This is a genomic window from Curtobacterium sp. LFS084 (assembly GCF_047977705.1).
In the GTDB taxonomy this organism is placed as follows: Bacteria; Actinomycetota; Actinomycetes; order Actinomycetales; family Microbacteriaceae; genus Curtobacterium.
Genome location: NZ_JBFPFM010000001.1, coordinates 183933 through 208526, shown reverse-complemented (window position 1 = coordinate 208526; position 24594 = coordinate 183933). Strand labels below are relative to the sequence as shown.

22 protein-coding genes and 1 pseudogene are annotated in these 24594 nt (G+C 66.1%); 6 read left to right on the top strand and 17 right to left on the bottom strand.

The genetic code is table 11. The features are described from left to right. Positions 1-105: 105 nt before the first annotated feature. The 3 genes from ACNQOV_RS01025 to ACNQOV_RS01015 all read left to right on the top strand — a co-directional run bounded on the left by ACNQOV_RS01025 (position 106) and on the right by ACNQOV_RS01015 (position 3253). A complete protein-coding gene (locus ACNQOV_RS01025) occupies positions 106-987 on the top strand; it encodes an SDR family oxidoreductase (RefSeq protein WP_416392986.1) in 882 nt (293 codons plus the stop codon). Between the two features lie 608 nt (positions 988-1595). After that, entirely contained in the window at positions 1596-2774 is a 1179-nt protein-coding gene (locus ACNQOV_RS01020; RefSeq protein ID WP_416392985.1) for an XRE family transcriptional regulator, read from the top strand. 11 nt (positions 2775-2785) lie between these two features. Continuing rightward, on the top strand, positions 2786-3253 hold the full coding sequence (locus ACNQOV_RS01015) for a DUF4411 family protein (protein ID WP_416392984.1): 468 nt from the start codon (positions 2786-2788) through the stop codon (positions 3251-3253). Between the two features lie 41 nt (positions 3254-3294). Here ACNQOV_RS01015 and ACNQOV_RS01010 read toward each other — a convergent pair whose 3' ends face one another. From ACNQOV_RS01010 to ACNQOV_RS00985, 6 genes are read right to left on the bottom strand one after another with little or no spacing between them, the layout of a single operon-like run. Then, on the bottom strand, positions 3295-3798 hold the full coding sequence (locus ACNQOV_RS01010) for a GNAT family N-acetyltransferase (RefSeq protein WP_416392983.1): 504 nt from the start codon (positions 3796-3798) through the stop codon (positions 3295-3297). Positions 3799-3827: 29 nt separating this feature from the next. After that, positions 3828-4223: a low molecular weight phosphatase family protein gene (locus ACNQOV_RS01005; protein ID WP_416392982.1), complete on the bottom strand. Its 396-nt coding sequence runs from the start codon at positions 4221-4223 to the stop codon at positions 3828-3830. 12 nt (positions 4224-4235) lie between these two features. Continuing rightward, positions 4236-5633: an FAD-dependent oxidoreductase gene (locus ACNQOV_RS01000; RefSeq protein WP_416392981.1), complete on the bottom strand. Its 1398-nt coding sequence runs from the start codon at positions 5631-5633 to the stop codon at positions 4236-4238. 20 nt (positions 5634-5653) lie between these two features. Next, a complete protein-coding gene (locus tag ACNQOV_RS00995; protein WP_416393040.1) occupies positions 5654-6070 on the bottom strand; it encodes an arsenate reductase ArsC in 417 nt (138 codons plus the stop codon). A 23-nt stretch (positions 6071-6093) separates the two neighbouring features. Then, a complete protein-coding gene (locus tag ACNQOV_RS00990; RefSeq protein ID WP_416392980.1) occupies positions 6094-7497 on the bottom strand; it encodes an arsenic transporter in 1404 nt (467 codons plus the stop codon). Continuing rightward, positions 7497-8930: an FAD-dependent oxidoreductase gene (locus tag ACNQOV_RS00985; protein ID WP_416392979.1), complete on the bottom strand. Its 1434-nt coding sequence runs from the start codon at positions 8928-8930 to the stop codon at positions 7497-7499. Before ACNQOV_RS00985 ends, ACNQOV_RS00990 begins: the two co-directional genes overlap by 1 nt. Positions 8931-8996: 66 nt before the next feature. Here ACNQOV_RS00985 and ACNQOV_RS00980 point away from each other — a divergent pair, with 66 nt between their 5' ends. After that, a complete protein-coding gene (locus ACNQOV_RS00980; RefSeq protein WP_058724395.1) occupies positions 8997-9353 on the top strand; it encodes an ArsR/SmtB family transcription factor in 357 nt (118 codons plus the stop codon). Positions 9354-9385: 32 nt separating this feature from the next. Here the strand turns inward: ACNQOV_RS00980 and ACNQOV_RS00975 are convergent, their stop codons facing one another. Then, positions 9386-10567, bottom strand: a complete 1182-nt coding sequence (locus tag ACNQOV_RS00975; RefSeq protein ID WP_416392978.1) for an IS30 family transposase — start codon at positions 10565-10567, stop codon at positions 9386-9388. Between the two features lie 79 nt (positions 10568-10646). Continuing rightward, positions 10647-11063 (bottom strand): nuclear transport factor 2 family protein, encoded by a 417-nt coding sequence (locus ACNQOV_RS00970; RefSeq protein WP_416392977.1) that lies wholly within the window; start codon positions 11061-11063, stop codon positions 10647-10649. Between ACNQOV_RS00970 and ACNQOV_RS00965 the strand changes: the two genes are divergently transcribed. Further along, the gene (locus ACNQOV_RS00965) at positions 11056-11421 is read left to right on the top strand and encodes a hypothetical protein (RefSeq protein ID WP_416392976.1); all 366 of its coding nucleotides are present in this window, start codon (positions 11056-11058) and stop codon (positions 11419-11421) included. The two genes, ACNQOV_RS00970 and ACNQOV_RS00965, sit on opposite strands and share 8 nt — an antisense overlap. A 129-nt stretch (positions 11422-11550) precedes the next feature. Continuing rightward, positions 11551-12712: pseudogene (locus ACNQOV_RS00960) on the top strand (IS3 family transposase). Between the two features lie 14 nt (positions 12713-12726). Here ACNQOV_RS00960 and ACNQOV_RS00955 read toward each other — a convergent pair. The 9 genes from ACNQOV_RS00955 to ACNQOV_RS00915 all read right to left on the bottom strand — a co-directional run bounded on the left by ACNQOV_RS00955 (position 12727) and on the right by ACNQOV_RS00915 (position 24144). Continuing rightward, positions 12727-13989: an ATP-dependent nuclease gene (locus ACNQOV_RS00955; protein ID WP_416392975.1), complete on the bottom strand. Its 1263-nt coding sequence runs from the start codon at positions 13987-13989 to the stop codon at positions 12727-12729. Between the two features lie 199 nt (positions 13990-14188). Then, positions 14189-14848 carry a hypothetical protein gene (locus ACNQOV_RS00950; protein WP_416392974.1) on the bottom strand — a complete coding sequence of 220 codons (660 nt, stop codon included), beginning with the start codon at positions 14846-14848 and terminating at the stop codon, positions 14189-14191. A gap of 151 nt (positions 14849-14999) precedes the next feature. Further along, positions 15000-15734, bottom strand: coding sequence for a hypothetical protein (locus ACNQOV_RS00945; RefSeq protein ID WP_416392973.1), 735 nt, complete (start codon positions 15732-15734; stop codon positions 15000-15002). 477 nt (positions 15735-16211) lie between these two features. Beyond that, entirely contained in the window at positions 16212-17414 is a 1203-nt protein-coding gene (locus tag ACNQOV_RS00940) for a helix-turn-helix domain-containing protein (protein WP_416392972.1), read from the bottom strand. 11 nt (positions 17415-17425) lie between these two features. After that, entirely contained in the window at positions 17426-18025 is a 600-nt protein-coding gene (locus tag ACNQOV_RS00935) for a hypothetical protein (RefSeq protein ID WP_416392971.1), read from the bottom strand. 149 nt (positions 18026-18174) lie between these two features. Then, positions 18175-20373, bottom strand: a complete 2199-nt coding sequence (locus ACNQOV_RS00930; protein WP_416392970.1) for a TniQ family protein — start codon at positions 20371-20373, stop codon at positions 18175-18177. Continuing rightward, positions 20331-21485, bottom strand: coding sequence for an AAA family ATPase (locus ACNQOV_RS00925; RefSeq protein ID WP_416392969.1), 1155 nt, complete (start codon positions 21483-21485; stop codon positions 20331-20333). Before ACNQOV_RS00925 ends, ACNQOV_RS00930 begins: the two co-directional genes overlap by 43 nt. Further along, complete coding sequence (locus tag ACNQOV_RS00920) at positions 21482-23524, bottom strand: hypothetical protein (RefSeq protein ID WP_416392968.1); 2043 nt, start codon at positions 23522-23524, stop codon at positions 21482-21484. Before ACNQOV_RS00920 ends, ACNQOV_RS00925 begins: the two co-directional genes overlap by 4 nt. Continuing rightward, positions 23521-24144 (bottom strand): hypothetical protein, encoded by a 624-nt coding sequence (locus tag ACNQOV_RS00915; protein WP_416392967.1) that lies wholly within the window; start codon positions 24142-24144, stop codon positions 23521-23523. Before ACNQOV_RS00915 ends, ACNQOV_RS00920 begins: the two co-directional genes overlap by 4 nt. Between the last annotated feature and the right edge of the window lie 450 nt (positions 24145-24594).

Below are 24594 nucleotides of genomic sequence, written 5' to 3'. Positions count from 1 at the left end.
ACGGGACAATTGTCCCATGATAGGTCCAAAGTGACGGGACAATTGTCCCATGGTGGGTCTAGAGTGACGGTACACATGTCCCATCACTCGAATCGAGTAACCACCATGCATGTCTTCGTCACCGGGGGCACCGGCACGATCGGTACAGCCGTCGTCACGGAACTGCTCGCCCACGGCCACACGGTCGTCGGCCTCGCCCGCTCGGATGCTTCAGCTGCCCTCCTGGAGACCGCTGGCGCCGGGACCCTGAGGGGTTCACTCACCGACCTCGACATGCTCCGCTCCGGCGCCGCCGCTGCCGATGGGGTCATCAACCTCGCCTTCAGCCGCGACTACAGCAGTGCCGATGGACTGGAACGAGGACTCGTCGAGGAACGGGGAGCGATGGAGACACTGGGCGACGCGCTCATCGGCACCGGGAAACCGCTCGTCGCCGTGTCCGGCACGCCTTGGGTGCCCGGACGATTGTCGACCGAAGTCGACCCGCTTCCGACGGACGGCCCGGTCGGTAGCCGAGCCGTTGCCGTGTCCGCCCTGCTCGCGCTCTCCGCGCAGGGCGTCCGGGCCTCCGTGGTCCGCATGCCGAGGACGGTGCACGAGAACGGCCGCGGCGGCTTCGCTGGCCTCCTGACCGATGCCGCTCGTCGCTCGGGCACAGCCGGGTACCCGGGCGACGGAACACAACGCTGGCCCGCCGTCCACGCCCGGGACGCCGCGACGCTCTTCCGACTCGCGCTCGAGTCAGCCCCTGGCGGCAGCAGCTGGCACGCGGTCGCCGACGAGGGGGACCGGGTCCTCGACATCGCGACGGTGATCGGCCGTCGACTCGGCTTGCCGGTGGAGCCCGTACCGGACGAGACGTTCGGCCCGCTCGGACCCATCTTCGCGATGGACCAGCCAGCCTCCAGCGCGCAGACCCGGAGGGCACTCGGGTGGGAGCCGACGCACCCGTCACTCCTCGACGATCTCGAGTTGCTGCACCCTTGAGGCATCCCCGGCCTGTCGACGGGCGCTCTCCGGTCCGCCGATCGCCCACCCGGGCCGGTCCGCGTGGCCCCCGTGGCCGACTCGCGTAGCGGACCTTCACCGGAACCTGTTCCGGACCACCCATCCGGACAGTGCGCAGGCGCAGCCCTGCAAAGACCCCCGTCCTCACTGCCGAGCGTCCGGTTGACGACCGGCTAACGGACGGGCGTCGCCCCGGTCGTGGGCAGTATCCGTTTCCCTGATCGTCGAGCCGTTACGGTCAACAGACGATGCGAGCAGTGATCCTCGTGGGAGTCGCCGTCGGATGCGTGGTGGCGATCGCCGCAATCGTCTTTACGATCAGGGACATCCGAGCAGGCCGGTCGATGTCTCGTCGAGCGATCGGAACTTTCTGCGCGGCCGGGCTCATCATGAGTGCAACCATCGCCTACGCCGTCGCCACGCCTGCATCGTCTTGACCCCTGCATCGTCAGCCTCGGGCTGAAGCACCTGTCCGCTGACCGATCGGCTAGTGAGACGCGATCGTCCGTCGCTTGGCCGCGTCATGGAGCATGAGCGTCGTTGCAGGTCTGTACGCTTCCGATCATGAGTAGCTCGAGGGTGCGGTGATGGCGGTTCAACGCCACCTCGCGGTCGAGCCGAACGTGTTGGTTTGGGCGCGCGAGTCTGCTCGGCTTGGCATCGATGAAGCTGCGGCTCGCATCGGAGTAAGTGCTGCGCGAATCGATCAGTGGGAGCAGGGGACTCACGAACCCACGATCATCCAGCTGCGAAAGGCGGCCGCCGCGTACAACCGGCCGCTGGCGGCGCTGTTCATGCCGGTTCCGGTGCAGGACGAGACGGTCTTTGACGTTCCGGACTTCCGCCGTCCTGAGAGCGAAGGGGACGAGTCTGCGATCTTGCGGAGGGCCATTCTTCGTGCTCGGCGGCAACAGGATGCGTTGCGTGAAGCGCACGACGACCTTGAAGAGTTGCCGTTCCCTGTGCTGCAGACCGTAGAGGTTGATGCCGACGACGCTGAGCGCGCTGGTGCCCTCGTGCGCCAGCAGCTCGCCCTTGACGAGCTGCCTGCTCGGCTGTGGTCAAAGCCCGATGAGTTGTTGCGTGAGCTAGTCCGTCGTGTTGAGTCCCGCGGCTACCTCATCATCCAGGTGCAGCGCGTCCCGATTGCCGAGATGCGCGGTTTCTCGATCGCGGACGACCTTGCGCCGGTTATTGCCTTGAACGGCAGTGATTGGCCACGCGGCAAGGTGTTCACGCTGCTGCACGAGCTCGCGCACGTGGGACTTCGCAGCGGCGCACTGTGTGATCTCAGTCGGGAGGGTGCTTCGCCCGAGGAGCGATTCTGTGACCAGGTGGCGGCGGCGACGCTGATGCCGGCGCGGCAATTCCGCGCGGAAACCCGGCGACGGAACTTGTCAGCTCGCTCCTATGAGGACCTTCGTGGACTCGGCGATCGCTTCGGCTCCAGCGCGGAAGCGGCCTTGCTCCGGATGGTGAACCTCCGATTGGCGACGTGGGATGACTACACGCTGATGCGCACGGAATTCCGGTCCGCGTACGAGCTGTTCAAGCGCGATGAGAAGAACGCGCGCGCGGGGAAGAATTCACCGATCTACTACCAGCTCAAGGTCCGCGATTTGGGTCGGCCATTCATCGTGTCGATGCTGCGCGCGCACAACGAGGGTGTGCTCAGCTCCCGCGATACCGCGCACCTTCTCGACGTGTCGTACGACAAGATACCGAAGCTGCTTGAACGGATCAGGACCGATGAGGTGTTGGTGTGAGCGGTGGCCAGGTGTACTCCGTCGACACGAGCGCGCTCATCGATGGAATGGAGCGGTTCTACCCGCGACGGAACTTCCCGGCGTTGTGGGAACGCATCGACGTGCTCATCGACGACGGTCGCATGCACATCTCCGAAGAGGCGTGGTCGGAAGCAACCTCCGTCGACGCTCCCGTGCGGGAGTGGTGCGAGGAAGAGGGCGCTGGGCGAGAGCGCAGCGTCTACGCAACTACGGCGGCGGTTGCGGCGGTCGCTGGACAGATCGGCGCGAAGTTCCCGAACTGGGTTAAGCAGGGCCGGAAGAACGGTGCTGACCCGTTCGTCATCGCGGTCGCAGAAGTCGAGGGTGGCATGGTCATCTCGGGCGAGACGAACGGTGGACCCGGTCGGCCGAAGATTCCGTACGTATGCGGGCAGCGGCAAGTGAGTCACGGTCGGCTGGTGGACTTGATCACTTCCGAGGACTGGGTGATCGGCTGAGCGATCAGCAAAATGGCTCCTGGGGCTGCCGCAACAAGCCCCTACTCGATCGCCGAGTCGGTACCCGCGCGGGGACTGCGGCGTTCGACGAGGACGTTGTCGCGCCATTGCCCGGCCCACGGGCCGAAGGTCATGAGGCCGATGCGTTCTCGGGTGCCGAGTTCGCGGAACCCGTGTTGGGCGTGGAGGGTTCGGGAGGCGGTGTTCTCGGGGAGGATTCCGGACTGGATTGTCCAGATGCCGGCGGCCTCGGTCGATGTGATCAGGGCGTCGAGGAGCAGATGTCCAACACCGCGGCCGCGCGCTGCGGCGGCGACGTAGACGGAGTGCTCGATGACGCCCCGGTACACCGGCCGGGTAGAGGTCGGGGAGACCGCCACCCAGCCGAGAACCGCGTCGCCGTCGACGGCGACGAACCGGTGCTCGAACAGCTTGCCGGCGTCGAATGCTTCCCAGGTCGGCGGTTCCGCTTCGAATGTCGCGTTCCCGGTTGCGATGCCCTCCCGGTAGATCGCCTCCACGGCGGGCCAGTCGGCGGCGGTCATCGGACGAACGGTGACCGCGGTGCTGTCCGTCATGGGTACAGTAGCTCGTCCTGGATGCGGCCGGCGACGGCGTCGCGCATGGGGCGGACGTCGTCGGGGGACCAGGAGTCCGGGTCCGGGAACGACCACTGCAACACCTTCCCGCGGGGCGTCGCAGGAAGGTCCAGGCCGGGCTTCATCAGCACGACGACGTCGGCCTGATCCAGCAGCTCTGGGGTGACCTTCCGCGGGGTGCGATCGCTGATGTCGAGGCCAAGTTCCGCGACGGTCGCGGCGATCGACGGGTTCACCTCGCCGGCGGGAGCGATCCCGGCAGAGGTGGCGGTATAGCGGTCATCGTCGGCGAGTTCGAGGAGGGCTGCGCCGAGTTGGGAGCGGCCGGCGTTGTGCTTGCAGATGAACAGCACCGTGGGCTTGTCGGTCATGTGGGGTCCGGTTCAGTTCGTGCAGCAGGAGCTGCTGGCGGGCGGCGCGGCCGACACGAGGGCGGCGCAGCAGGATGAGCCCTCGGCCGCTTCGTTCGTGGCGGGGACGCCGCAGGAGGATGAGCCGCCGACGTCGGTGGTGCAGACGCCGGTTTCGGGGAGGACGAGCTGCACGTCGCGGGCGGCCTGGTGGTCGCCGGCGAGTTCCGCGGCGATGGAGCGGACCTGCTCGTAGCCGGTGAGGAGTAGGAACGTGGGGGCGCGGCCGTAGGACTTCATGCCGGCGATGAAGAAGTTCGGCTCCGGGTGCGCCAGCTCCGCTACACCGTGCGGGGGGACGGAGCCGCAGGAGTGGAGGTTCGGGTCGATCAGCGGTGCGAGGGCGCGGGGTGCTTCGACGATGTCGTCGAGGCCGAGGCGGATCTCGCGGAGCATGTCGAGGTCGGGCCGGAAACCGGTCGCGTTCACGATCACGTCGACCGTCACCGTGAACGGCTCGCCGGCACGGCGGCCGGTGACGGTGACCTGGTCGCCGTCGGGGCGGACGTTATCGATCTCGAACGACGCGAGCTGCTCGACCTGCCCGGACTCGACGAGCCCGTTGACGTTGGAGCCGAGCTGCCCGCGGGCGGCGAGCCCGTCGGCGGCGTCCGCGCCGAGGCGGGTGGTGCCTGCGTTCCGGATCGCCCACAGCAATGTCGTACCGGGTTCGTCTTTCGCGAGGGCGGCGAGCTCGATGAGCGTGTTCGCGGCGGAGTGGCCGGCCCCGACGACGAGGACCCGCTTCCCGGCGAATCGGTCACGGTCCACCCCGAGCACGTCGGGGAGGGCGTGCACGATGCGGTCGCCGAGGTCGGCGGTGGGGGCGAGGCCGGCGGCTGTGAGCGGGTTCGGGGACGTGTACGTGCCGGAGGTGTCGACGACGGCGCGGGCGGTGACGTCCTCGAGGCCGTCGGCGGTGTGGAGGCGAAGGAGGAACGGGGTGTCGGCCCGGCCGGTAGAGCGGGTGCGGTCCATGCCCTGCCTGGACACCGCGTCAACGTGGACGCCGTACCGGATCACCGGGACCAGCTCGGGCGTCTGGGCGAGGGGTTCGAGGTACTGGGCGACGAGGTCGTGCCCGGTCGGCAGCGACGACCGGCGGGGCTCAGTCCAACCGGTGGGTTCGAGGAGCCGTCGTGCGGCGTCGTCGATGACGTACCGCCACGGGGAGAACAGCCTGGTGTGCCCCCACGCCCGGACGGACGTGCCGACCTGGTCGCCGGCTTCGTAGACGACGACTGGGAGCCCCTGCTCGAGCAGGTGCGCGGCGGCGGCGAGCCCGACGGGGCCCGCGCCGATGACTGCGACGGGCAGCCCGGTCAGGCGGTCCGCGTCAGCACGGGGTGGGACGGTGAGGGTGAGGGTCATGGTCGTGGTCCTTCCGGTGGTCAGGCGGATGCTTCGGTGGGCAGCAGCTCGGCCAGGAGCGCCTGCACGCGGGTCTTGATCTCGTCGCGGATCGGGCGGACGTCGTCGATGCCCTTCCCGGCGGGGTCGGTGAGATCCCAGTCCTCGTACCGCTTGCCGGGGAAGATCGGGCACGCGTCACCGCAGCCCATCGTGATCACCGCGTCGGACTCGCGGACAGCGTCGGTGGTGAGGATCTTCGGCTGGTTCCCGGCGATGTCGATGCCGTCCTCGGCCATCGCCTGGATCGCGATCGGGTTGATCTGGTCCTTCGGCGCGGAGCCGGCGGAGAGGACCTGAACGCGGTCGCCGCCGAGGGCCTGGGCGTAGCCGGCGGCCATCTGGGAGCGGCCGGCGTTGTGGACGCAGACGAACAGGATCGTGGGGGTCGCGGTCATGGCGGTGCTTTCGGTTCGGGCGGTCATCGGATGAGGGTGAGCCAGCCGGCGAGGGCGGCGAGGGTGACGGCGAGGACGGGGACGGTGAGGACGATGCCGGTGCGGAAGTACTGCCCCCAGCCGATGTGGATGCCCTTCCGGTCGAGCACGTGCAACCACAGCAGCGTCGCCAGCGACCCGATCGGGGTGATCTTCGGCCCGAGGTCGGAGCCGATGACGTTGGCGTAGATCATCACCTCATGGGTCAAGCCGGTCGCGCCGGCTCCGCCGATCGCGAGGGCGGCGATGAGGACGGTCGGCATGTTGTTCATCAGCGACGCCAGGATCGCGATCACGAACCCGACCCCGAGCGCAGTGACGAGGACCCCGTGGTCACCGAACACGTCGAACAGCTTCGCGAGGTAGTCGGTGAGGCCCTGGTTCTGCAGCCCGTACACGACGAGGTACATGCCGATCGAGAACAGCACGATCTGCCACGGCGCATCCCGGATCGTCTTCCACACCGGAATCACCCGCCCTGACCCACCACCGGTCCCACTGCCACCGGTGGTGACGGTGGCGGTGCCGCCGGTGGTGACGAGGACCGGGGCCGCAGCCCGACGGGCGAAGACGAACGCGGGTTGCCGGGCGGCGACGAGGACGATCACGACCGCGCCGACACCGGCGACGGCGGCGAGGGGGACGCCGAGCGGGTCGGCGGCGAAGTAGCCGACCAGCAGGACGGCGAGGACCACCCATCCGGCGCGGAACGTCGCCCGGTCCTTCACCGCGGCGGCCGGACGGGTGAGCGCGAGGACGTCGTACCGCTTCGGGATGCTCCTGCCGAAGAAGGCCAGCAGCATCCCGAGGGACGCCAGCACGGACACGATGCCGACGGGCACCATGACGACGGCGTACTCGGCGAACCCGACGCCGAAGTAGTCGGCGGAGACGATGTTGACCAGGTTCGACACCACCAGCGGCAGGCTGCCGGTGTCGGCGATGAACCCGGTGGCGAGGATGAACCCCAGCGCCGCCTTCGCCGGCATGTTCAACGCGCGAAGCATCCCGACGACGATCGGGGTGAGGATCAGCGCGGCCCCGTCGTTGGCGAACACGGCCGCGATGACCGCGCCGAGTCCGACGATCAGCACGAACAGCAGCCGACCGTTCCCGCGACCCCACCTGGCTACGTGGAGGGCGGCCCACTCGAAGAACCCTGCCTCGTCGAGGATCAACGAGATCAGCACCACTGCGACGAACGTCAGCGTAGCGTTCCACACGATCCCGACCACCGTCGGCACATCACCGAGCACCACCACCGTGGTCGCGAGGGCGAAGACCGCGCCGATGAGGGCGGTGTAGCCGATCGGGAAGCCCTTGGGCTGCCAGATCACCACCACGAGCGTCGCGACGAAGATCGCCGCAGCGACGACAGCCAGCACCATCAGGCGCTCACCTCGGCCTGGTTCGCTGCCGCGGCGGCGCGCTCCCAGCCCTGCGCGGCGACCTGCACGGCATCCCACGGGGACCCGAGCGGCGGCGTGTAGCTGAGGTCCAAGTCGATCACGTCGTCCACCGAGAGGCCGGCGTGGAGGGCGGTGGCGTACGTGTCGATGCGCTTACTGATCTCCGCAGACCGTTCCCCGACGATCTGCGCGCCGAGGAGCCGGCCGGACGTGTGGTCGCCGGTGACGCTGATCGTCAGTGGCACCGCGCCTGGGTAGTACCGCTTGTGGTCATCCGCGACCGTCACCCGCGTCAGCGGCGACACGTCCAGCGGTGCGGTTTCGTGGTGACGGAGGCCGGTGCGGGCAGCGACGAGGTCGAACACCTTCACCACCTGCGTCCCCACCGAACCGGCGAAGGTCCGGGACCCGCCGAGCATGTTCTCCCCGGCGACACGTCCCTGCTTGTGCGCGGTCGTTCCGAGCGGCAGCCAGGTCGTGCCGAGAAGCCGGTGGTGTGTCACGACGCAGTCACCTGCCGCCCACACGTGCGGCACCCCGGTGCGCATCTGCTCGTCGACGACGATCGCGCCAGCCTGGCCGAGTCGCGCACCGGCCGCGGCCGCGAGATCCGTCAATGGCCGTACCCCGACACAGACCACCACGAGCGCGAACGTTTCGGCGGCGTCACCAGACGTGGAGCTGGTCGCGACGCTCCACTGCCCGCCGCCCGCGGGAGTGATTCCAGTGACGGTCGCACCGGTCAGCACCGTCGCGCCGTGCCGGCGAACCTCCTCGGTGATCAGCGACCCGAGTTCCGGGTCGAGGGTGGAGAGCACTTCCGGGCCGCGCTGGATCAGCGTCGTATCGAACCCGCGGGCGACGAGCCCTTCTGTCATCTCGAGGCCGATGTAGCCGGCGCCGACGACCGCGACGCGGCTGCCGGCAGGCAGGAGCTCCAGGGCGGCGACGACCTGCTCGGCGTCGGTCATCGAGTGCAGCAGGTGAATCCCGGGCGCACCGAAGGGGATTCCGGCCGGGCTGATCGGCTCAGCGCCGGTCCCGATCAGCAGCTCGTCATAGGCGATCTGCTCATCGCCGGCAGGGCCGGTGACGGAGAGCAGCTGGCGGTTAACGTCGACGGCGGAGGCCCATGTCGAGGAGCGGACGGTCATCCCGGCGGCTTCGAGGTCGGCGCGGGTGCGGTGCGCGAGGGACGCTTCCGTGGCGACGTCGCCGGAGACCCAGTAGGGGATGCCGCAGATGGAGAAGTTCGGGAACTCGTCGGCGAGGACCACGGTCACGTCGGTCGACGGGTCTAGCTCACGGGCGCGCAGCGCCGCGGCGATACCGGCGTCGCTGCCCCCAACGGCAACAAGGTGAGTCATCGGAGTCGGTCCTCTGCAGATCGATCGGAAGTCGAGCAGGAACATCGAAGCACGTCGATATCGATGAACGCAAATATAGACCTGCATCGAAGGGCGTGGGATGATGGTGCGATGACGACGATCGAGCTGCTCCCCATCCAGGACGTCACCGCATGCTGCTCGCCCGTCACGACCGAAGCGATGACGCAGGAGTCCGCCGAGGTCCTGGCGAAGTCGTTGAAAGCGATCGCCGACCCGGCGCGGCTCCGGCTGATCTCGATGGTTGCCGCGCACGAGGGTGCAGAAGCGTGCGTCTGCGACCTGCAGGAACCGCTCGGCCTGTCCCAGCCGACCGTGTCGCACCACCTCAAGGTGCTCGTCGACGCCGGGATCCTGCACCGCGAGAAGCGCGGCACCTGGGCCTACTTCTCCCTCGTCCCCGGGGCGCTCGAATCGGTCGCTGCTCTACTGACCTCACCTACCCGGTGAGCGAGTCCGGCGTCCGTTAGCCGATGGCGGTTTCAAGGGGTCGTTGCAACGGGTGGTTGTGTCGGGTCCGACAGTAGCTGTTCAAATGCCTCGGCTGGCGTGCGGTAGTCGAGGGTCTTGCGAGGCCGTCCGTTGAGTTCGGCGGCGACTTCGAGGAGCCGTTCCGGGCTGTGGACGCTGAGGTCGGTGGACTTCGGGAAGTACTGCCGGAGCAAGCCGTTGGTGTTCTCGTTCGAGCCGCGCTGCCAGGGCTTGTGGGGGTCGCAGAAGTAGATCGCCAAGTCGGTGGCGAGGGTGATGTCCTTGTGCCGGGCAAGCTCGCTGCCCTGATCCCACGTCAACGAGCGGCGCAGGTGCTCGGAAAGGGTCTGGATGGTCGGGATCATCGCGTCACGGACGGCGTCGGCGCTGTGCCCGTTCGGCAGGCGCAGGAGCATCACGTAGCGCGTGGTGCGTTCGACGAGGGTGCCGATCGCGCTCCTGGCGTTGATACCGACGATCAGGTCCCCTTCCCAGTGCCCGGGAACAGCCCGGTCGTCGACCTCGGCCGGGCGTTCACTGATCAGGATCATGTCGCGGATCGTCGACCACGACGCCCGCCGCGGCTCGCCCCGGTGTCGGCGGATGGCGCGGCCGGTGCGGAGGTGTTTGTGGAGGTCAGCGCGCAGGTGGCCGCGGCCCTGGACGAAGAGGGACTGGTAGATCGTCTCGTGCGACACGTGCATCTCCGGCCGGTCAGGGAACGTCCGGGCCAGGTCATCACGGATCTGCTCCGGGGACCAGTTCCGCACCAACCGCAACTCCACCTGCAGGGCCAGCTCGACCCGGTCCAGCTTCCGGGGCTTGGGTCGCCGTGCTCGCTCCCGGCACCGCTGTTGGGCGGCGTAGGGACGGTAAGCGCCACCCCTTGAGCTGTTCCGGGTGAGCTCCCTGCTGATGGTCGACGGCGCCCGACCCAACTCAGCCGCGATCCGGCGGACCCCTGCGCCACCGAGGCGAAGGTCAGCGATCCTGAGCCGGTCCTCCTCGCTCAAGTACCGGCCCGAACGAGACGCGCGCTCGAACGGGTTCTTCCCTCGAGCGGCCTTGAACCATCGGTAGCCCTGACGCGGATGCACGCCGACAGCATCGCAAGCAGCAGGCCTGCTCATGCCCTGTCCGAGTAGCTCCCAGAACCGCGCCTCCCGGGCACGGTGCTCCAGCCTCGATGCCATCTGCAACACTCCGATTCACGGTGCTGTTGCAACGACCAGCTGAACCCAAGGATCCCTTATCGGATAGTCGCTCGCTGCTTCATGAACGGGGGTTACCACCGGCCTGTTGGGCTTCCCAAGCAGTTCGAATGGGATCGGTGTCGTACACGATGTGCAGGTGTTGAATCCGGGCTTCCAGGTCTAGCTCGGCGACGTCAACCACGGAGAACGGTGCGGGGGTGCCGTCCGAGAGCGTCCAATCGAAGTCGAACCAGAACGCAACAGTCGGAGCCGAGTCGTCTGTGCTGACCAAGGTTCGGCGGAGCGTGAGGACGGATGCGGCCGTGTCGGCGAACAATGTCGGGTAGAAGTCGCGGGCGGGCTGCTCCCCGTAAAGCGGTGAGCTCACAATCGCGTCCGGTGTGAACAGGGCGAGCACCGCGTCTACGTCGGCTGATCTGAGAGCTGCGAGGTATGCATCGACGAGCTGTGTGAGGGTCGTTGCGGGGATGGTCATCAGTGATCGCTTTCGGAGGGGTTCGGCCCACAGCAGCTCGGGCCGGGCGACATTTACCAGCTTCCCATCACCAAAGGCGGAAGACGAACTTGGCTCGCTGGGTCCGGTTGACGACCGGCTATCGGTCGCGGGAGCGGCGCTCGGCTCGAACTCGACGTCGCGCGTCCTGCTGATCCGGCAGCGGGTTTCAGCCCATGCTCCCGCGGGTCGCGAGGAAGACGAGCACGGCGACGATAACCAGTACCACCGGCGCAAGGAACCGCAGATTCAGCATCGCTGCCCCTATCGATCGGTCGTGCCGTTTCAGACGTGCGTGGGGCATGGCGAGCAGTTGGCGACAGAAATGCCGTCCGGTTGACGATCGAGCGCTGGCATCTAGGAGTAGCGCTGCTGTGATGGGTTGCTGCTGGCGGAGTCGGGGACTGCTGCAGGTTCGGTTGACTCCTGACGGGTAGGGGCATCGGCTCCTGCTGGAAGGATGTGCGCCATGGTGAAGGCGTATCCGGAAGAGTTCCGCCGCGACGTGATCGCGGTCGCCCGGAAGGGCGAGACGTCGGTGCGGCAGGTCGCGAAGGACTTCGGGATCTCAGAGACCTGTCTGGCGCGGTGGCTCCGGCTGGCGGACCGCGACGACGGCAACGGATCGGGAGCGTCTCCGTCGGCGAAAGCGGTCGAGCAAGCCGAGCTGCGGGAAGCACAGAAACGGATCCGGCTGCTCGAGCAGGAGAACGAGATCCTCCGCCGGGCTGCAGCGTACTTCGCCCAGTCACAACTCCCAAAATGATCTACCCGCTGGTCCTCGAACTCGCCGCAGACCGGATCCCGGTCGCGGTGGCCTGCCGGGTGCTGGGGTTCTCGAAGCAGGCCTTCTATCGGTGGCGGGTCGACCCGGTCTCGCAGCGGGACTGGGACGACGCGCACCTGACCAATGCAGCCGTCGACGCGCACCGAGATGATCCGACGTTCGGGTATCGGTTCATCGCGGACGACCTTCATGCTGCCGGCCACCGGGTGTCGGAGCGGCGGGTGTGGCGGTTGTGCTCGCAGCAGCGGCTGTGGTCGCTGCACGCAAAGAAGCGGGGCCTGAGCCGCAAGGCCGGGCCACCAGTGCACGACGATCGGGTCCGACGTGCGTTCACTGCCCCGGACCTGGATCGGCTCTGGTTGACGGACATCACGGAGCATCCGACCGGGGAGGGCAAGCTCTACCTCTGCGCGGTGAAAGACGCTGCTCCCGGCGCATCGTCGGCTACTCGATCAGTGACCGGGTGCGGTCCTCCCTCGCCGTCGCGGCTCTGCAGATGGCGGTGCAGCGACGGAATCCGGTCGGGACAGTCGTGCACTCGGACCGCGGCAGCCAGTTTCGTTCCAAGCGCTTCGTCCGGGCGATCGCGGACGCCGGGCTGCTCGGATCGATGGGACGAGTCGGTGCCTGCGCGGACAACGCAGCGATGGAATCGTTCTTCGCGCTCCTGCAGAAGAACGTCCTCAACCGAAAACGTTGGGTGACCCGGGACGAGCTCCGGCTCGCGATCATCACCTGGATCGAGGCGACCTACCACCGGAAACGACGCCAACGAGGTCTGGGGAAGTTGACCCCGATCGAGTACGAGACAATCATCAACCCACAGGTCGCACTCGCGGCCTAAACGAACGAGTCAACTCAACCTGCAGCAGTCCCCAGCTTCCGTGCCGGCGCCATGTTGCGGGAACCATCCACTTCGACGACGCTGACGCCCGCACGGTCGAGGTCGCGCCCAGTTAGCTCCGCTACCCGCTCGAGAATGATCCGGTCGGAGGGGCCTTCGACAAGGACGACCGCTGCTGCAGTTAGTGGTTCTAGTTTGCCTTGTACCCACCACCGCGCCGTAAGCTTGCCCTCTCCGTCGAGGAATCCCCTAGTCGGCTGTCTGATCTTGCCCCCAGCCCGGACCACAGCGACGTCGTCAGGGGAGAAGGCACTGACAACGTCAGGTGAGTGCGTGGCCAAAATTTTTTGGTTCGGGCCCTCTCGAAGCAAACGGGCGAGAGACCGCTGGCTGGAAGGATGCAAGTGAATCTCCGGCTCGTCGATTGCCACAACGTTCGCCGCTGCACTCACGAGGTCGTACAACGCGATAGCGAATAAGGCACGCGCCCCGTCCGACTGTTCAGCGATTGGACGTGGCTCGCCCCCGTGCGCGAGTTGCAGTCGCACATCCGCCAGCAAATCTTCGGATGCGATGCTGCCAGCCACAAACGACAGGTCATCGGGCCCGACGACCCGCGGGACTGCTCGTGTGAGCTGTCCCGCGAGTTGCCCCCGCAGCTCTCGGAGCACGGCTGACTCCCCGAGCTGCCGTTGCAGGCCTTCCGCGGCCGATTGGAAAGCCTCCCGCTCTCCGGCTAAATCGATCGCACCAAGGATGTCATCTAGCGCAGCGTTTTTCTCGTCCCTGAAGTCTCGCGCGGCGCTCTGCGTTGCAGTCACGAGCTTGAAGCCCAGGGCAGCTATCTGGTCGCGGCTTAGCTGACGCAGACCGGGACCGTGCGGGCTGAATCGACGAATCTGCACCGTCCCCCCGTCATCAACCAGCACCTCCATCCGCACTGTGACCGTTCTCGTCCCTAGCTCGGGCTCCACACGCGGCTCATCGACGAACCAAGCTCTTTCGGCAGGGGTGAGTTCGTCGAGTTCAGCCTCCAGCACGAGCGGCTGTGTCCTGTCTCGCAGGTCATCAGCACTCACTCGCGCGTAAAGCGCTGCCGCGCTCGCGCCGAGTAGGAGGTCCATGCATCTCAGAAGTGACGACTTGCCGACGTCGTTCGAGCCGACCAGGACAAGGTGCGATCGAATCTCTAAATTGACGTCCTCAAGGCGTGCGTGATTCTCGATCGTAAAACGAACCAACCGCAACGTTGCCTCCTGATGTCGACGTTGCTTCAAGTATCCCTCAGAACCTCGAGACCTCTGAACCGACAGAGGCGCGCCGATGACTCGGATGGCGAGGTGCTGGCTCCTGACGGACCAGCGCGGGATGAGCGACGTGAAGGCCTACCAGCGGGACCGATGCAAGGTTATAGGTGACATCTGATTTGGCTCGCCCGGTGCGATAGGCCTAGAAGGACGCCATCGTGTGCAAGCCCTAGCCGCAGGAGTCACGCGCCGATGTCGTCCGTGTCGACGCGGAACCGTGAGCCAGGCGTGATGACCGAGCAGATCGCAGCCCCCCGACCACGCGCTCAGCCCGGGCGAGGATGCCCAAGGTACCTCCAGCCACAAGCGCAGTGAGGAGGATGGTTGCTCCAGCTTCGAGGGTTGGTCGGACTGGACGCAGGTGCGACCACCGCTGTCGCTGCACCGGCTGCAAAAGATCCTCCGCAAACCACTGCAGGGTCTTCTTGCCGCGTGACCAATCGGCGAGAGCCCCGGTGGTTTCGATCGCGATGGTCGCGGCCGATGCATCTGACGGCGCACCCTTCATGCGCTTCACTCTCGCGGCGAACCAACGAAGCAGAATCTCCTCATCGGCGTTGACGAGCAGCGCCATCTGAGGCACGGCGAGCGAGAACTCGAGCTGATAGTTGACCCACAAGCGTGCGAAGACAGGACGAACCTGAGTCCGGGTGATTCGCTCGAGTCGGCCAATGACCTGCCCCACAAGGACCTGACGGCGCTCTTCCGACACCCTCGCTTCTCGGGCCGTCTCCCTCCGAGCCGAATCGCGGATCGTGTACCAGGCGGCTGCGACGGAACAAAGAGCGAGCATCACTGATCCGAGTTGGATCCATAGGGCTGCGGTCACCTGGGAACCATATCTACGGGAGAACGCGAAGAGGAGGACCCCGAGCGGGGCACAGAACGAGGGCGCCGTCGATTGCGCCCGGTTGTGAAGCAGGGGTGTTCGGAGCGAGCGAGGGTGCAAGTGTCTCGAGCCGGCACTCCACTGCCAGTCTTCAAAGCGTGTGAAGCGAGAACTTACTGAAGGGGGTGCCTTGAGCATGCATATCGCGGTAGTATCGGTTCGCAAGTTCGAAAGCCTGTTGGACCCGCGTGCGAGTGTCAGCGCCCTTTCTGACCCTTGTGAGCAATGCCGAGTAGAAGGCCATATCGAATGCGGTCAGGTTCGCCGGCGTCACTTCAGAATCAGCGGCAATGAGAATTTGTACCTTGCAATCGGCCAGCGCGGCGCGCCAGGAGCCGCTCTGGAATTCGCAGGCAGTGGACACTACGATGGGCGGCAGCCGCAGGCCCTTTTTGCCCTTCTCTGAGAGCTTCGTCGCCGTAACGGTCGACTTCCCGTTCCCTGTCTGAAGATTCTCCGTGTCTCCATGGGCGATAAGATGGAGTAGATGATCGTTTGATCCGACTGCGCGGAAGAAGTCCGATTCGGTGTAGGCGCGGGTAAGGCTGGCGTTGGCTCTTGGGACGGCTCGCCCGACGTCCTTAACGTTCCGGAATAAGCCTAAAGAGTGCATCAAGAACGTCGCCTCTTGCTCGCTCATCAAGTCGAACATGCCTCCGCAGGACAGGACGTGAACCTCGAGTGTTTGAACAGCCACCCGCCGATCATGACAGATCTTCAGTCTCACGGCGAGGTGATCGCTCGATGGCTCGCTGCCGGACCACTTGTACGTATCGCTGAGGGCGAGCTCCCGATAGGCGCGCAGATCAGCCGTCGTGCCCTGCACCAAGACGATGCCGGAGCCAGCGGCCCCCGGGTTGCGCGGACTCGACCACTGGTTCCTGGTAGGGGCCCCTTCTGCGACACACGGCCTTCCGCCACAGCGGTGAGCCGGTGCCGCCTGATGTCCAATTGGTCGTACGACGCTTGCAAGGCGCTCGCCTCACTGGCCGTCCTGCTGGTCGACTTCCCGAACCAGGCGGATGAGTTCGCGGTCCTCGGCTTCGTAGCCGGGCTTGCCGACATTGCGGAAGGGACTCCGGTCGGCTCCTGGAGGGTTGAACCTGTAGCCCGCGTTAGGCAGAACCTCGCCCGGTGTCCCCTCTTTCATCCCCCGAATCAGCTCATCTTGAGACAGGACGAAAGGGAGGCAGGCCTGCCCCCGATGACCGATGAGGAACTACGCCCGCCGCGAGTCTCTTGAGCACCCACCGCTGCCAGCCTCATCGCCCACCACCAGCTCGACTGCGCATCGGCAGTCGAGTTACCGTCGACGGGGCATGCGAGTGAGCCGGCCCGCACCGTCGGGCGGTGCCTCGAGACCCTCCCGTGGAGACAACGTCGTAATCGTCGCTGTCCTCGGTACTGTTCCGGACGGAGACCAATCGAGCCAGCGCTGCAGATACCGCTCGTGCAGACCGGCGGCCGCGGCAGCTCGCCGAGGGCCTTCGTCGCCGGCGAACCTCTCCTGCAACGCTTTGCGGAGCCAAACTGCGGATTCCGTACCCGGCCGGTGGGGTTCGTCCTTGTTCCATCGCCTCGCAGATATCTGCTTATACAAAGACCGCGCTTGGGCTTCGTCGATCACACCCAGCTCTCGGAAGCGGAAGACAAACGCCTTGATGGCGTAGCCCCACTTCTGCTTAAGTTGCGCGAGCACACTCAAGGTGACGCGGCCGCCAGCGGCGTGCAGGTCTTCGAGTGCGGCGTCACCAGGGACCAAGAACGCCGCGGCGAAGCGGTTCGCTTCCCGCTCCAGGCGCGCCGCATCCGCTGGAGTAGATGGTTGCGCTGACCCGGAATGCAGCACGAGATGCCCGAGTTCATGGGCCACCGTGAAGCGTTGCCGATCTCCGGGAATGTTGAACTCCGGGTCATTCGAGGGCCTGGTGACTCGGATGACCGGGAGATCGCCAACGGCAACAGACATACCCCAGTGCTTCCCGAGCTCGCCGTCAAGAGGCAGCACGACGCATCCGAGCCGTTCTACAGCGCGGATGACGTTCGGTACGACCCCCGCGTCGTCGAGGCCGGCGAGCGCACGGACGTCCGCTGCGACTCGATCGATTGCTTGATCGTCGTTGAGATCGCCGTCGAAGTTCGGTACGCGCATATCGAGGGTCCGGAGTCCGAGACTGCGGATTGCTTCCGCCGCGGTGATCGTGTCATACAGCGTCCGGTCAACGGAGCGCTGCGACGCATCCGCATACGCACGAAGTTTCGGCCGATCAACCGGGACAGCATTCTTCTCAGACGTCAGGTACTCCGTCGTGCAGTCGAGCACTTCGGCGAGGGAGTCGAGAACGTTGCCGTCTAGTTCCTGGTGCCCGTTTTCGAGCATCGATAGTGTCGCTGGTGCGATGCCGGCCTGCCGAGCAAGTTCTGCCTGGGTTAGTCCGAGTGCCGAGCGGAGACGGCGGATGCGGTCTCCGATCGGTTCCAGTGGTGTTGCTTCTGCTGGTGCCACGTCGTGTGTTCCTAAGCCTGCGTGCCTGCGATGCCCTGATCGTCAGCGTCCCAGCCGTCGAGGTCGTCGCCGTCGTCGGGGATGAACGAGGTTCCGGTGGGGGTTGTCGGGGCTTGGAAGTGGTGGACCCACCCGAACTCCAGGTACGGCACTCGTCCGTCGCTGTGCCCTCGGACGTGCGCGACGAAGAACTCCAGCGAGTCCTGTTCGTTCGCGACAACTCCGAGCACATACGGGTACTCGCGGATGAGTGCGTCCTCAGCGAGGCCGCCGTAGGTGGAGCCCTGGTTGGCGATCACCTTCAGCTCACCGTCAACGTACTTCGCGGTCCTCAGGCGGATGACCGCGTAGGCGTCGTTGTCGAGCACGGTGATCTCGAAGGCGCCACCGCTACCCGGCTGCGCATCGAGGCCCTGACGGACGCAGGCGTGCTCGAGTTCATCTTCGATGAGGGATCGGCGCAGCGAAGACCGTGGCCGGTTGGACCGGGTGAATGACTCATGCTGGGTCAACGCTGCCGCGATCGACCCCGCGTTCGCTTCGAAGCCCTCGCGGACATCGACGACGACGTCCCCAAGGACACCAACCAGTTCAGGCGAGAGAGCGACCATAGCCCTAAAGATATTCCTCCTGATGTCACACCGCAAGGCTGCTGCCCGGCGTGTTCAAAGCGAGTCTTTGCGAACCGCAGGCGCCTGGTCTGGCGATGACGGCCGCTACTGGCCATCAGCGGCAGGGCGGAGTCAGTGGGTTGTTCGACTCAGGATGCTGGGGTGCGCTCCCAGACCACCAGATTGGCCCGTTGAAGCTTCCCCGGGGAATCAGCAGATCTTCGGTGCCCGGCTCTTCGCCATGGTTCGGCTCTGACTTCCTGCAGCTCGGTGTTCCAATCGATCGGGGAGATGGGACGCCCGGTGGAGGCAGGATGCTCCTGCAGCGTCCAGCGAACGTGATTCGGGGAACGGTGGGCGACACGAGCGAGTGTTCGGATCGCGGTCACGCCGTCGCGAAGGTGGTCGTGGAGGAGTGTTAGGTCGATGTCGAGGAGCTCGGGACCGAGCGCGGCAAGACCAGAGCCTCTCCATCGTGGAGGTGACCAGACCGGCTGACTGGGCGCCGTGTCCTTCCGCCGAAGTTCTACCGCTTCTGCCGCTCGGTCGAGCCACACGGCGAGGTAGGCGTCGAGCGCTGTCTTGAGTTCCGCTGACATGCGGATATGGAAGTCGGTGAGGTCTGCGGCGTCGTACCCGTCGACCAGCACCCTCCACTGCTTCGGCAAAGCCCGCGTCGGCTGGGCTGTTGCGCGAAGGAAGAGATACCGGCGCGCGTTGAGCAGGGCCTTGCCGCGACCAGGTGTTTCTCCGACACTCTCGACGACCGCTTGCCAGTGCTCGCGGTGCAGGAGTTCCCACCATGGGAGCTTCAGGCGGTCGTCGTACCAAATGTTCGAGCCGTTGGTGCGGAGGTAGCGTGCCAGTTCAGCGAGCTGCCCAAGGATGGCGTCGGTCTGTGCGGGAGTGCCGAGCATGGCGGGCCGTAGCTGCTTCCCGATGCCAGCGACGATGTCGGGGTCAGGCGCGTAGTAGCGACCGCGGTCGAGTGTCTCGGCGCCAGCGATGGCAGCACGAAGTGCGAGGCTGAGGGAGTACTGCAGGGTCTCAACGTTTGCGCCGCCGGCGACGCTGAGCGGGCATGCCCACGATGGCCACAGCAACGCGGGGATCTCCCAGTGACGTGGGCCGTTGTGTTCGAGCCGCTGGCGGCTGAGAACTTCAACGACGTACCCATCGAAGTTGGGTCGGACCATGCTTCCTGTCACGAGGCGTTGCATCGTTGACAGGTCTCCGTCGACGGCGCGAAGGACACGGCCGCGGAACCTCGGTCCAACGTCGGGCCAGTAGCTGAGCATGGTCGCGGCGCTGCCTGGTCCGCGCTCGGCGGTTCCGGTCTTGGCCGGACGGGCAAAGGTGAGGCGTCGAAGGATTGGTCGCACGCTCTCCTCGGGCGCGTACATAAGCGTGATCGCCGCGGCCATGAGCGCGCCCATCGCGAGGGAGTTCTTGGGTGGAGACGTGCCGATCCGCGTCTGCTCATCGAAGAGCCCGCGGAGGTCCTCGGCGGGTATCCGCGCGAGGCGGGCGATCAGGTCGATGTCGGCGGCCGCGAGGAGCGCGATCCCCACGCCGCGCGCGGTGCTGAGGAGGTGCTCGAGGTCGGGGATCTCTAGAGAAAGCTGGGGCTGGTTGCGGCTCCAGGCGACCGTGATGAGGGTCTGTGCGAGGTTGATCGGCGAGTGGAGCGGGAACGGTTCGTCGGTCCACGTGTCACGAAGGTCATGCCCGCAACATGCACCGGATGGCAATCGGGTGCGGCAGCGTGAGGGCGTCACTGGGCGGCGTTCCATCCAGTTGGGCTCCGGTATCGGCGACCAGCACGACGGGCAGTCCTCGCGGAGCGGTACGAGGTGCTTGTCGCAGAGGAAGGACCACCAGAGCCGCCAGTGCGCCATGAACACGTCTGGTTGCTCCCGAAGGCAGAGCGGGCAGTACCGCGTTCCGGATCCTCGCGTCCAGTTCTTGGCGTGGGCGGGGAGCTCGTCGAGTCCATGTGCGACGGCGTCCTCCGAGAACGCACCCATTGAGCCGTGGATGATGTCGAGGGGATCGCATCCGACCGCCGCGGCGATCGCATCCGCAACGTCCCAAGAAGGCTCTACGGTGAGGCGTTGGCGGCGCTGCGGCGGGATCGTGTTCAGTCCGCACCATCTACTGATCGCGGCGGGCGGTTCGCCCACGTGGGCTGCGATCCGGTGCAGAAATGCGGGGAAGTACTCGCCTGGAACGATCAGGGCGTCGAAGCCAAACCGGCGAATCCGATTGGTGTCGATCGGTGCTGCCGTTCTGCGGGGACTCAACCTCAGGCCCAGCTCTTCTTGAACGAGAAGCGGCCAACGTCCCACAGGTCGAGTCGCTGTGCGCGTGAGCGTTCGACGCGGATCTCGATCTGTAGCCCGTCGAGAACCTTCCGGGTGATGCGCTGTCCCGTTAGCCGTGCAGCAGCGTTCGCAGCCTTCGACACAAGCGTCGAAAGATGGTTTGCGTACCCCAGCGTCGAGACCCAGAGGTACTCCTCGAACTCCTCACTAAGCACGGTGTCGCCGGTCGCATGCCCTTGAAGTCGAAGCCGCCCCTCGATCTTGCGAAGGAACCGCCGCCACTCTCGCGCTTCGCTCTCGTTCGCGTGCCCGAACGGCTGGAGCTCGATCATCTCCCACCGCGCTTCTGACTGAACGCGCGCCGCCTCACGTGCGCCCGTCTTCTGGTCCGCGAGCTGCTCCCGCATATTGTGCCCACTCAGGACGACGCGGATCCCAAGGTTCTGGAGTGACCGCAGCCCGTCGTGGACGTACTTCCCGGTTTGGCCGTCGAAGTTGATGAACTGGATCTCGTCGATGAACACCCATCGGATGCCGTGACGCTCGACTGCTCGCTCGAACGACGTCCTCGGGTCTTTGTCCCAAGGCGCACCAACTTGCTCGCAGAGCGCCGCGAACAGTTGCCGCTCTTGCACCTTCTTAAGCAGCGAGAAAAAGACGACATCGCGGCGCCGGGCCGAGAACAGCGCGCCCGTCGGCTGGTCGATGGTCACTCGTCGCGCATCCCAGGCGGACTCGCACATCGCTCCAGCTGCGAGTTGCCTAAGGAGCTTTGACTTCCCCGTGCCAGGCGGACCAGTGATCAGTGTCACGGGGAGCGGATGACCGCTCCTCGTACCTGCCGGCGGCGGTGACGGGATGGCGTGGAACTGCATCTCGGCGTCCGCGAGCTGCTGCGTTCGAATGTAGGGCCAGAAGTGATGCCACTGCTCGGTTTCGAGCCGGAACGCCCTCCGCTGATCGGGGTCTGCAGCTTCTCGGGTTCGCGTTGGATCAATTAAGTGAGCACCGCTGACCTCGGTCACGAAGTGACGGTCCTCGGGCGGCATCATCGCCCAGCTCTGGTCCGGGTAGGGGTCTTCGTCGAACAACCGGAGGACGTCAGGCGGCAGGACGGTCGGCGTCGTGATTGTCATGCCAGTCGCCCGAAGAGGTCATCAAGGTCATCGTCGGAGGTGTCGTTGTCCAACTCGGCGTCGGCATGGCTGAGGAGTTCCTCGAGGTCGTAGTCCATGTCTGCCGGGATCACCGTCCCGGAGTCGAGCGCGCGCAGCCGCTCGTAGGCGATTGCGTTCATCTCGTCGGTCCGCGACAGCTCCGACCGGCTGCCACGAATCAGAGCATCATCAGCGCGCCACTGAGTGAGCAGCTGCAGCATCCGATCCTGGAACTCCGCCCGCCGCAACGTGAGATCGCCGACCTGCCCGCCGAGAACGGTCAGAGAGTGGTCCGAGAACTGGGGCGTGTCTTCGGTGCGTAGCACCCAGGGCACTTCCCAGGCGGTGCCCTCGGGGTCAAAGCAGTACACCTGCCGCAGGTCGGATGGGTTGTAGTGGAACGTCCAGTAGCCGTCGCGCGAGACACCTGGGGTGCGCAGCAGCGTCTCGATGATGGGGGCGTTGAACAGCTCGTAGCGACGGGTGATGCCGTACTTCCGGAGCTTGGCTCGGAAGATCGGAAGGAATCGGATCCACTCGTTTTCCCACTTCGGCATCTCGACGAACCCGGTCTCGCCGACGAGTTCCGCCCATCGCTGGTAGGGACTGATGCGCCGTCCGAGTTCAACGCGGAGGCCCCGGTGCTCGCGGAAGTTGTAGAGGTCGGTCCATTGCTGGTCGCGTTCCCAGAGCTGGTCCCAGGTGAGGAGAGCTTCGGTGTGGATGCCGCGTTCGTCGATGGATCCGCCGACGTAGCCGGAGCAGAGTTCCTCGAACTCGGTTTTGTAGCTGAGGAAGCTGCGCTCGATGAAGGCTTTGGCGCGCGGGTCGCGGACGCGAGCGAACTCGACCTCGCATCCCAGGCGGGCGAGTTGGCTGACGTGGAAGTTGGAGAGGAAGTCTTTCCCGTTGTCGGTGATCAGGCGGCGAGGCGGGATCGGCCATCGAGTGAGAGCGCGCGGCATCCCGACGAATGGACGCGGGTACACGCGGCCATCGACGGTGACAGTTTCGCGGTCGTCGACCATCGACGCGAACGCGTCGGCAAGGGCGAGGACGACACCAACGCCGGATGAGTGCTCGCTGATGGAGCGGCCGACGATCATGCGGGTGGCGGAGTCGATGATCTTCACCAGCGTGACGCGGTAGGTGCGGGTCCTTCCGGTGCGGTCTTTCGGGTCCCAGAGCATTACGTTCGAGGTGGTGGCGTCGATCTGCCAGAGCGACCCGGGGCGTTCCAGGTGGCGCGGGGCGAAGGACTGCTTGGGTGCTTGTTCGGTGCCGTGCTTCGTCTTCGACTTGCTCTTCAGGTGCGGCATCCGCTTGTGCACTCGCTCGACGAGGCGGTAGAACGTCCGCTCCGACGGCGGCTTCGTGATGTCGGGAGCGGTACCGAGGAGCCACAGCCGGAACTCGAGGTACTGCGTCTGCGTGTGCAGGGCCGGATCGAACACGCGGTCGAGCAGGAACTCCTCCACCAGGACGGGGATGTCAGCGTCGCGGTTCTTCCGACGTTCCCGCGTGTAGCGACCGTCGACCGTGGCTGTGGGGCCAGCCGCTTCTCGCTTGATCGCGCGGCTGACGCGCTTGCGAGCCGTCTCGTAGGAAATCTCGTCGTGCTCCGCGATACGTCTCGCGATCGCAGCGACACGCTTGCGTTCGTTGTGGATGACGTTCGGGTCGACGTCTCGGGAGGGCTTCTCTTCGTCCCTTTGCCAGGGGGCGATGCCGGTGTCGATGTAGCGAATGAGCGCGCGGTGGTCGTCGCGCTTGCCGATCGCGTGCTCACTGAGCCGGTCGTCGAGGTCGTGCAGGAGCATCGACGCCGGCGGCGGGTTCTCCGGGCTGGCGATCGCCTTGACGACCGCGCGGAGCGGTCGAGGTGTCACGGGTCGGTTCGCGGCGTCGACGAACTGCACCCACCCGTCAGCCCATGACTGCACGAACACCTGTTCGCCGTCGAACACCACCGGCATACCGACGCGCAGCTTCGCGACCCACTCTGAGTCCTTCGTCACGGATTCACCGCCCACACGATCGATGTCGGCCGGAACGGCAACCGCATGTCGGTGCGAAGGTCTCGGCGCCAGAGCATCCTGCGGATCAGCATCATCGCGAACCCGGGCTCGTAGCCTCGTGCGGCGATGCGGGTCACGAGTTCGACGACGGGCATGGGCCGCGAAGATAGCTCGGTCGCGATCGGTGCCCAGCGCCGGTAGGACGGTTCGGGGACGCGCGCTTCGGTGAAGTTCTCGAGGTTCGCCTGCATCAGTCGCGGCATCCCGGTCCAGACCTCATAGCCGATACCTGCCTCGGCAAGAACGTCCCGAATCAGGGCCGCCCGAGCCCGCCACTTCCGTTTCGCCGCCTGCTCCGGGTTCTTCACATCCACGACCAGCGGCGGCAGCCCGTCCCCAAGAAGGACCAGGTCCGGCGTGTGGAGCTTGCACGGCGCTCCTCGCTCGAACGCCAACGTGAACGGCTGACCGCCGATGTAACGCACCGCCGGGTGGAAGTCGGCGAGGGTGATGAAGTCCCGTTCCAGATGCGACTCGGCGCCGACGAGCGATCCGGTCGTGTGGGTCCAGACGGCTACAGGCTTGTGATCCTGCGTTAGCCGGCGAGAGAACTCCCGCATCGGATGAGCGGAACCCAGCGACTCCGCAGACAGATCAGCCACCTGCACATTTCGGACAGTGCGCCCGTCCGTCGAGTACCCGACAATGACGCCGGCGGAAGGCCTCGCGGGCTTCAGACGGTACGTCGACCACGGCCGGTGAAATCTCATCCGAAGCCCCTGTACCAAACTGCCGACGCGGCCTGTCGTATGGCTGGGGCTGGCCGCCCACGAGTTCAATACCGCCATGGGATCAACGTCCCACTCATCGACGCGCGTCCGGCCGCGATAAGCGAGGCGTTCGCTGTCACGGAGCAGTGCGATCCCGAGGTCCCCCGCCCAAGCTGGAGGGGAGTTAGGGATTCGCATATGCGCCGGCTGGCTGGCGCGGTCCGGCCCCTTGGGCGGAGCAGTGAGCTCGGGCGCGCTCATGCGATGGCGTCCCCGAGGCGGGCCACCCTCGCTGAACGG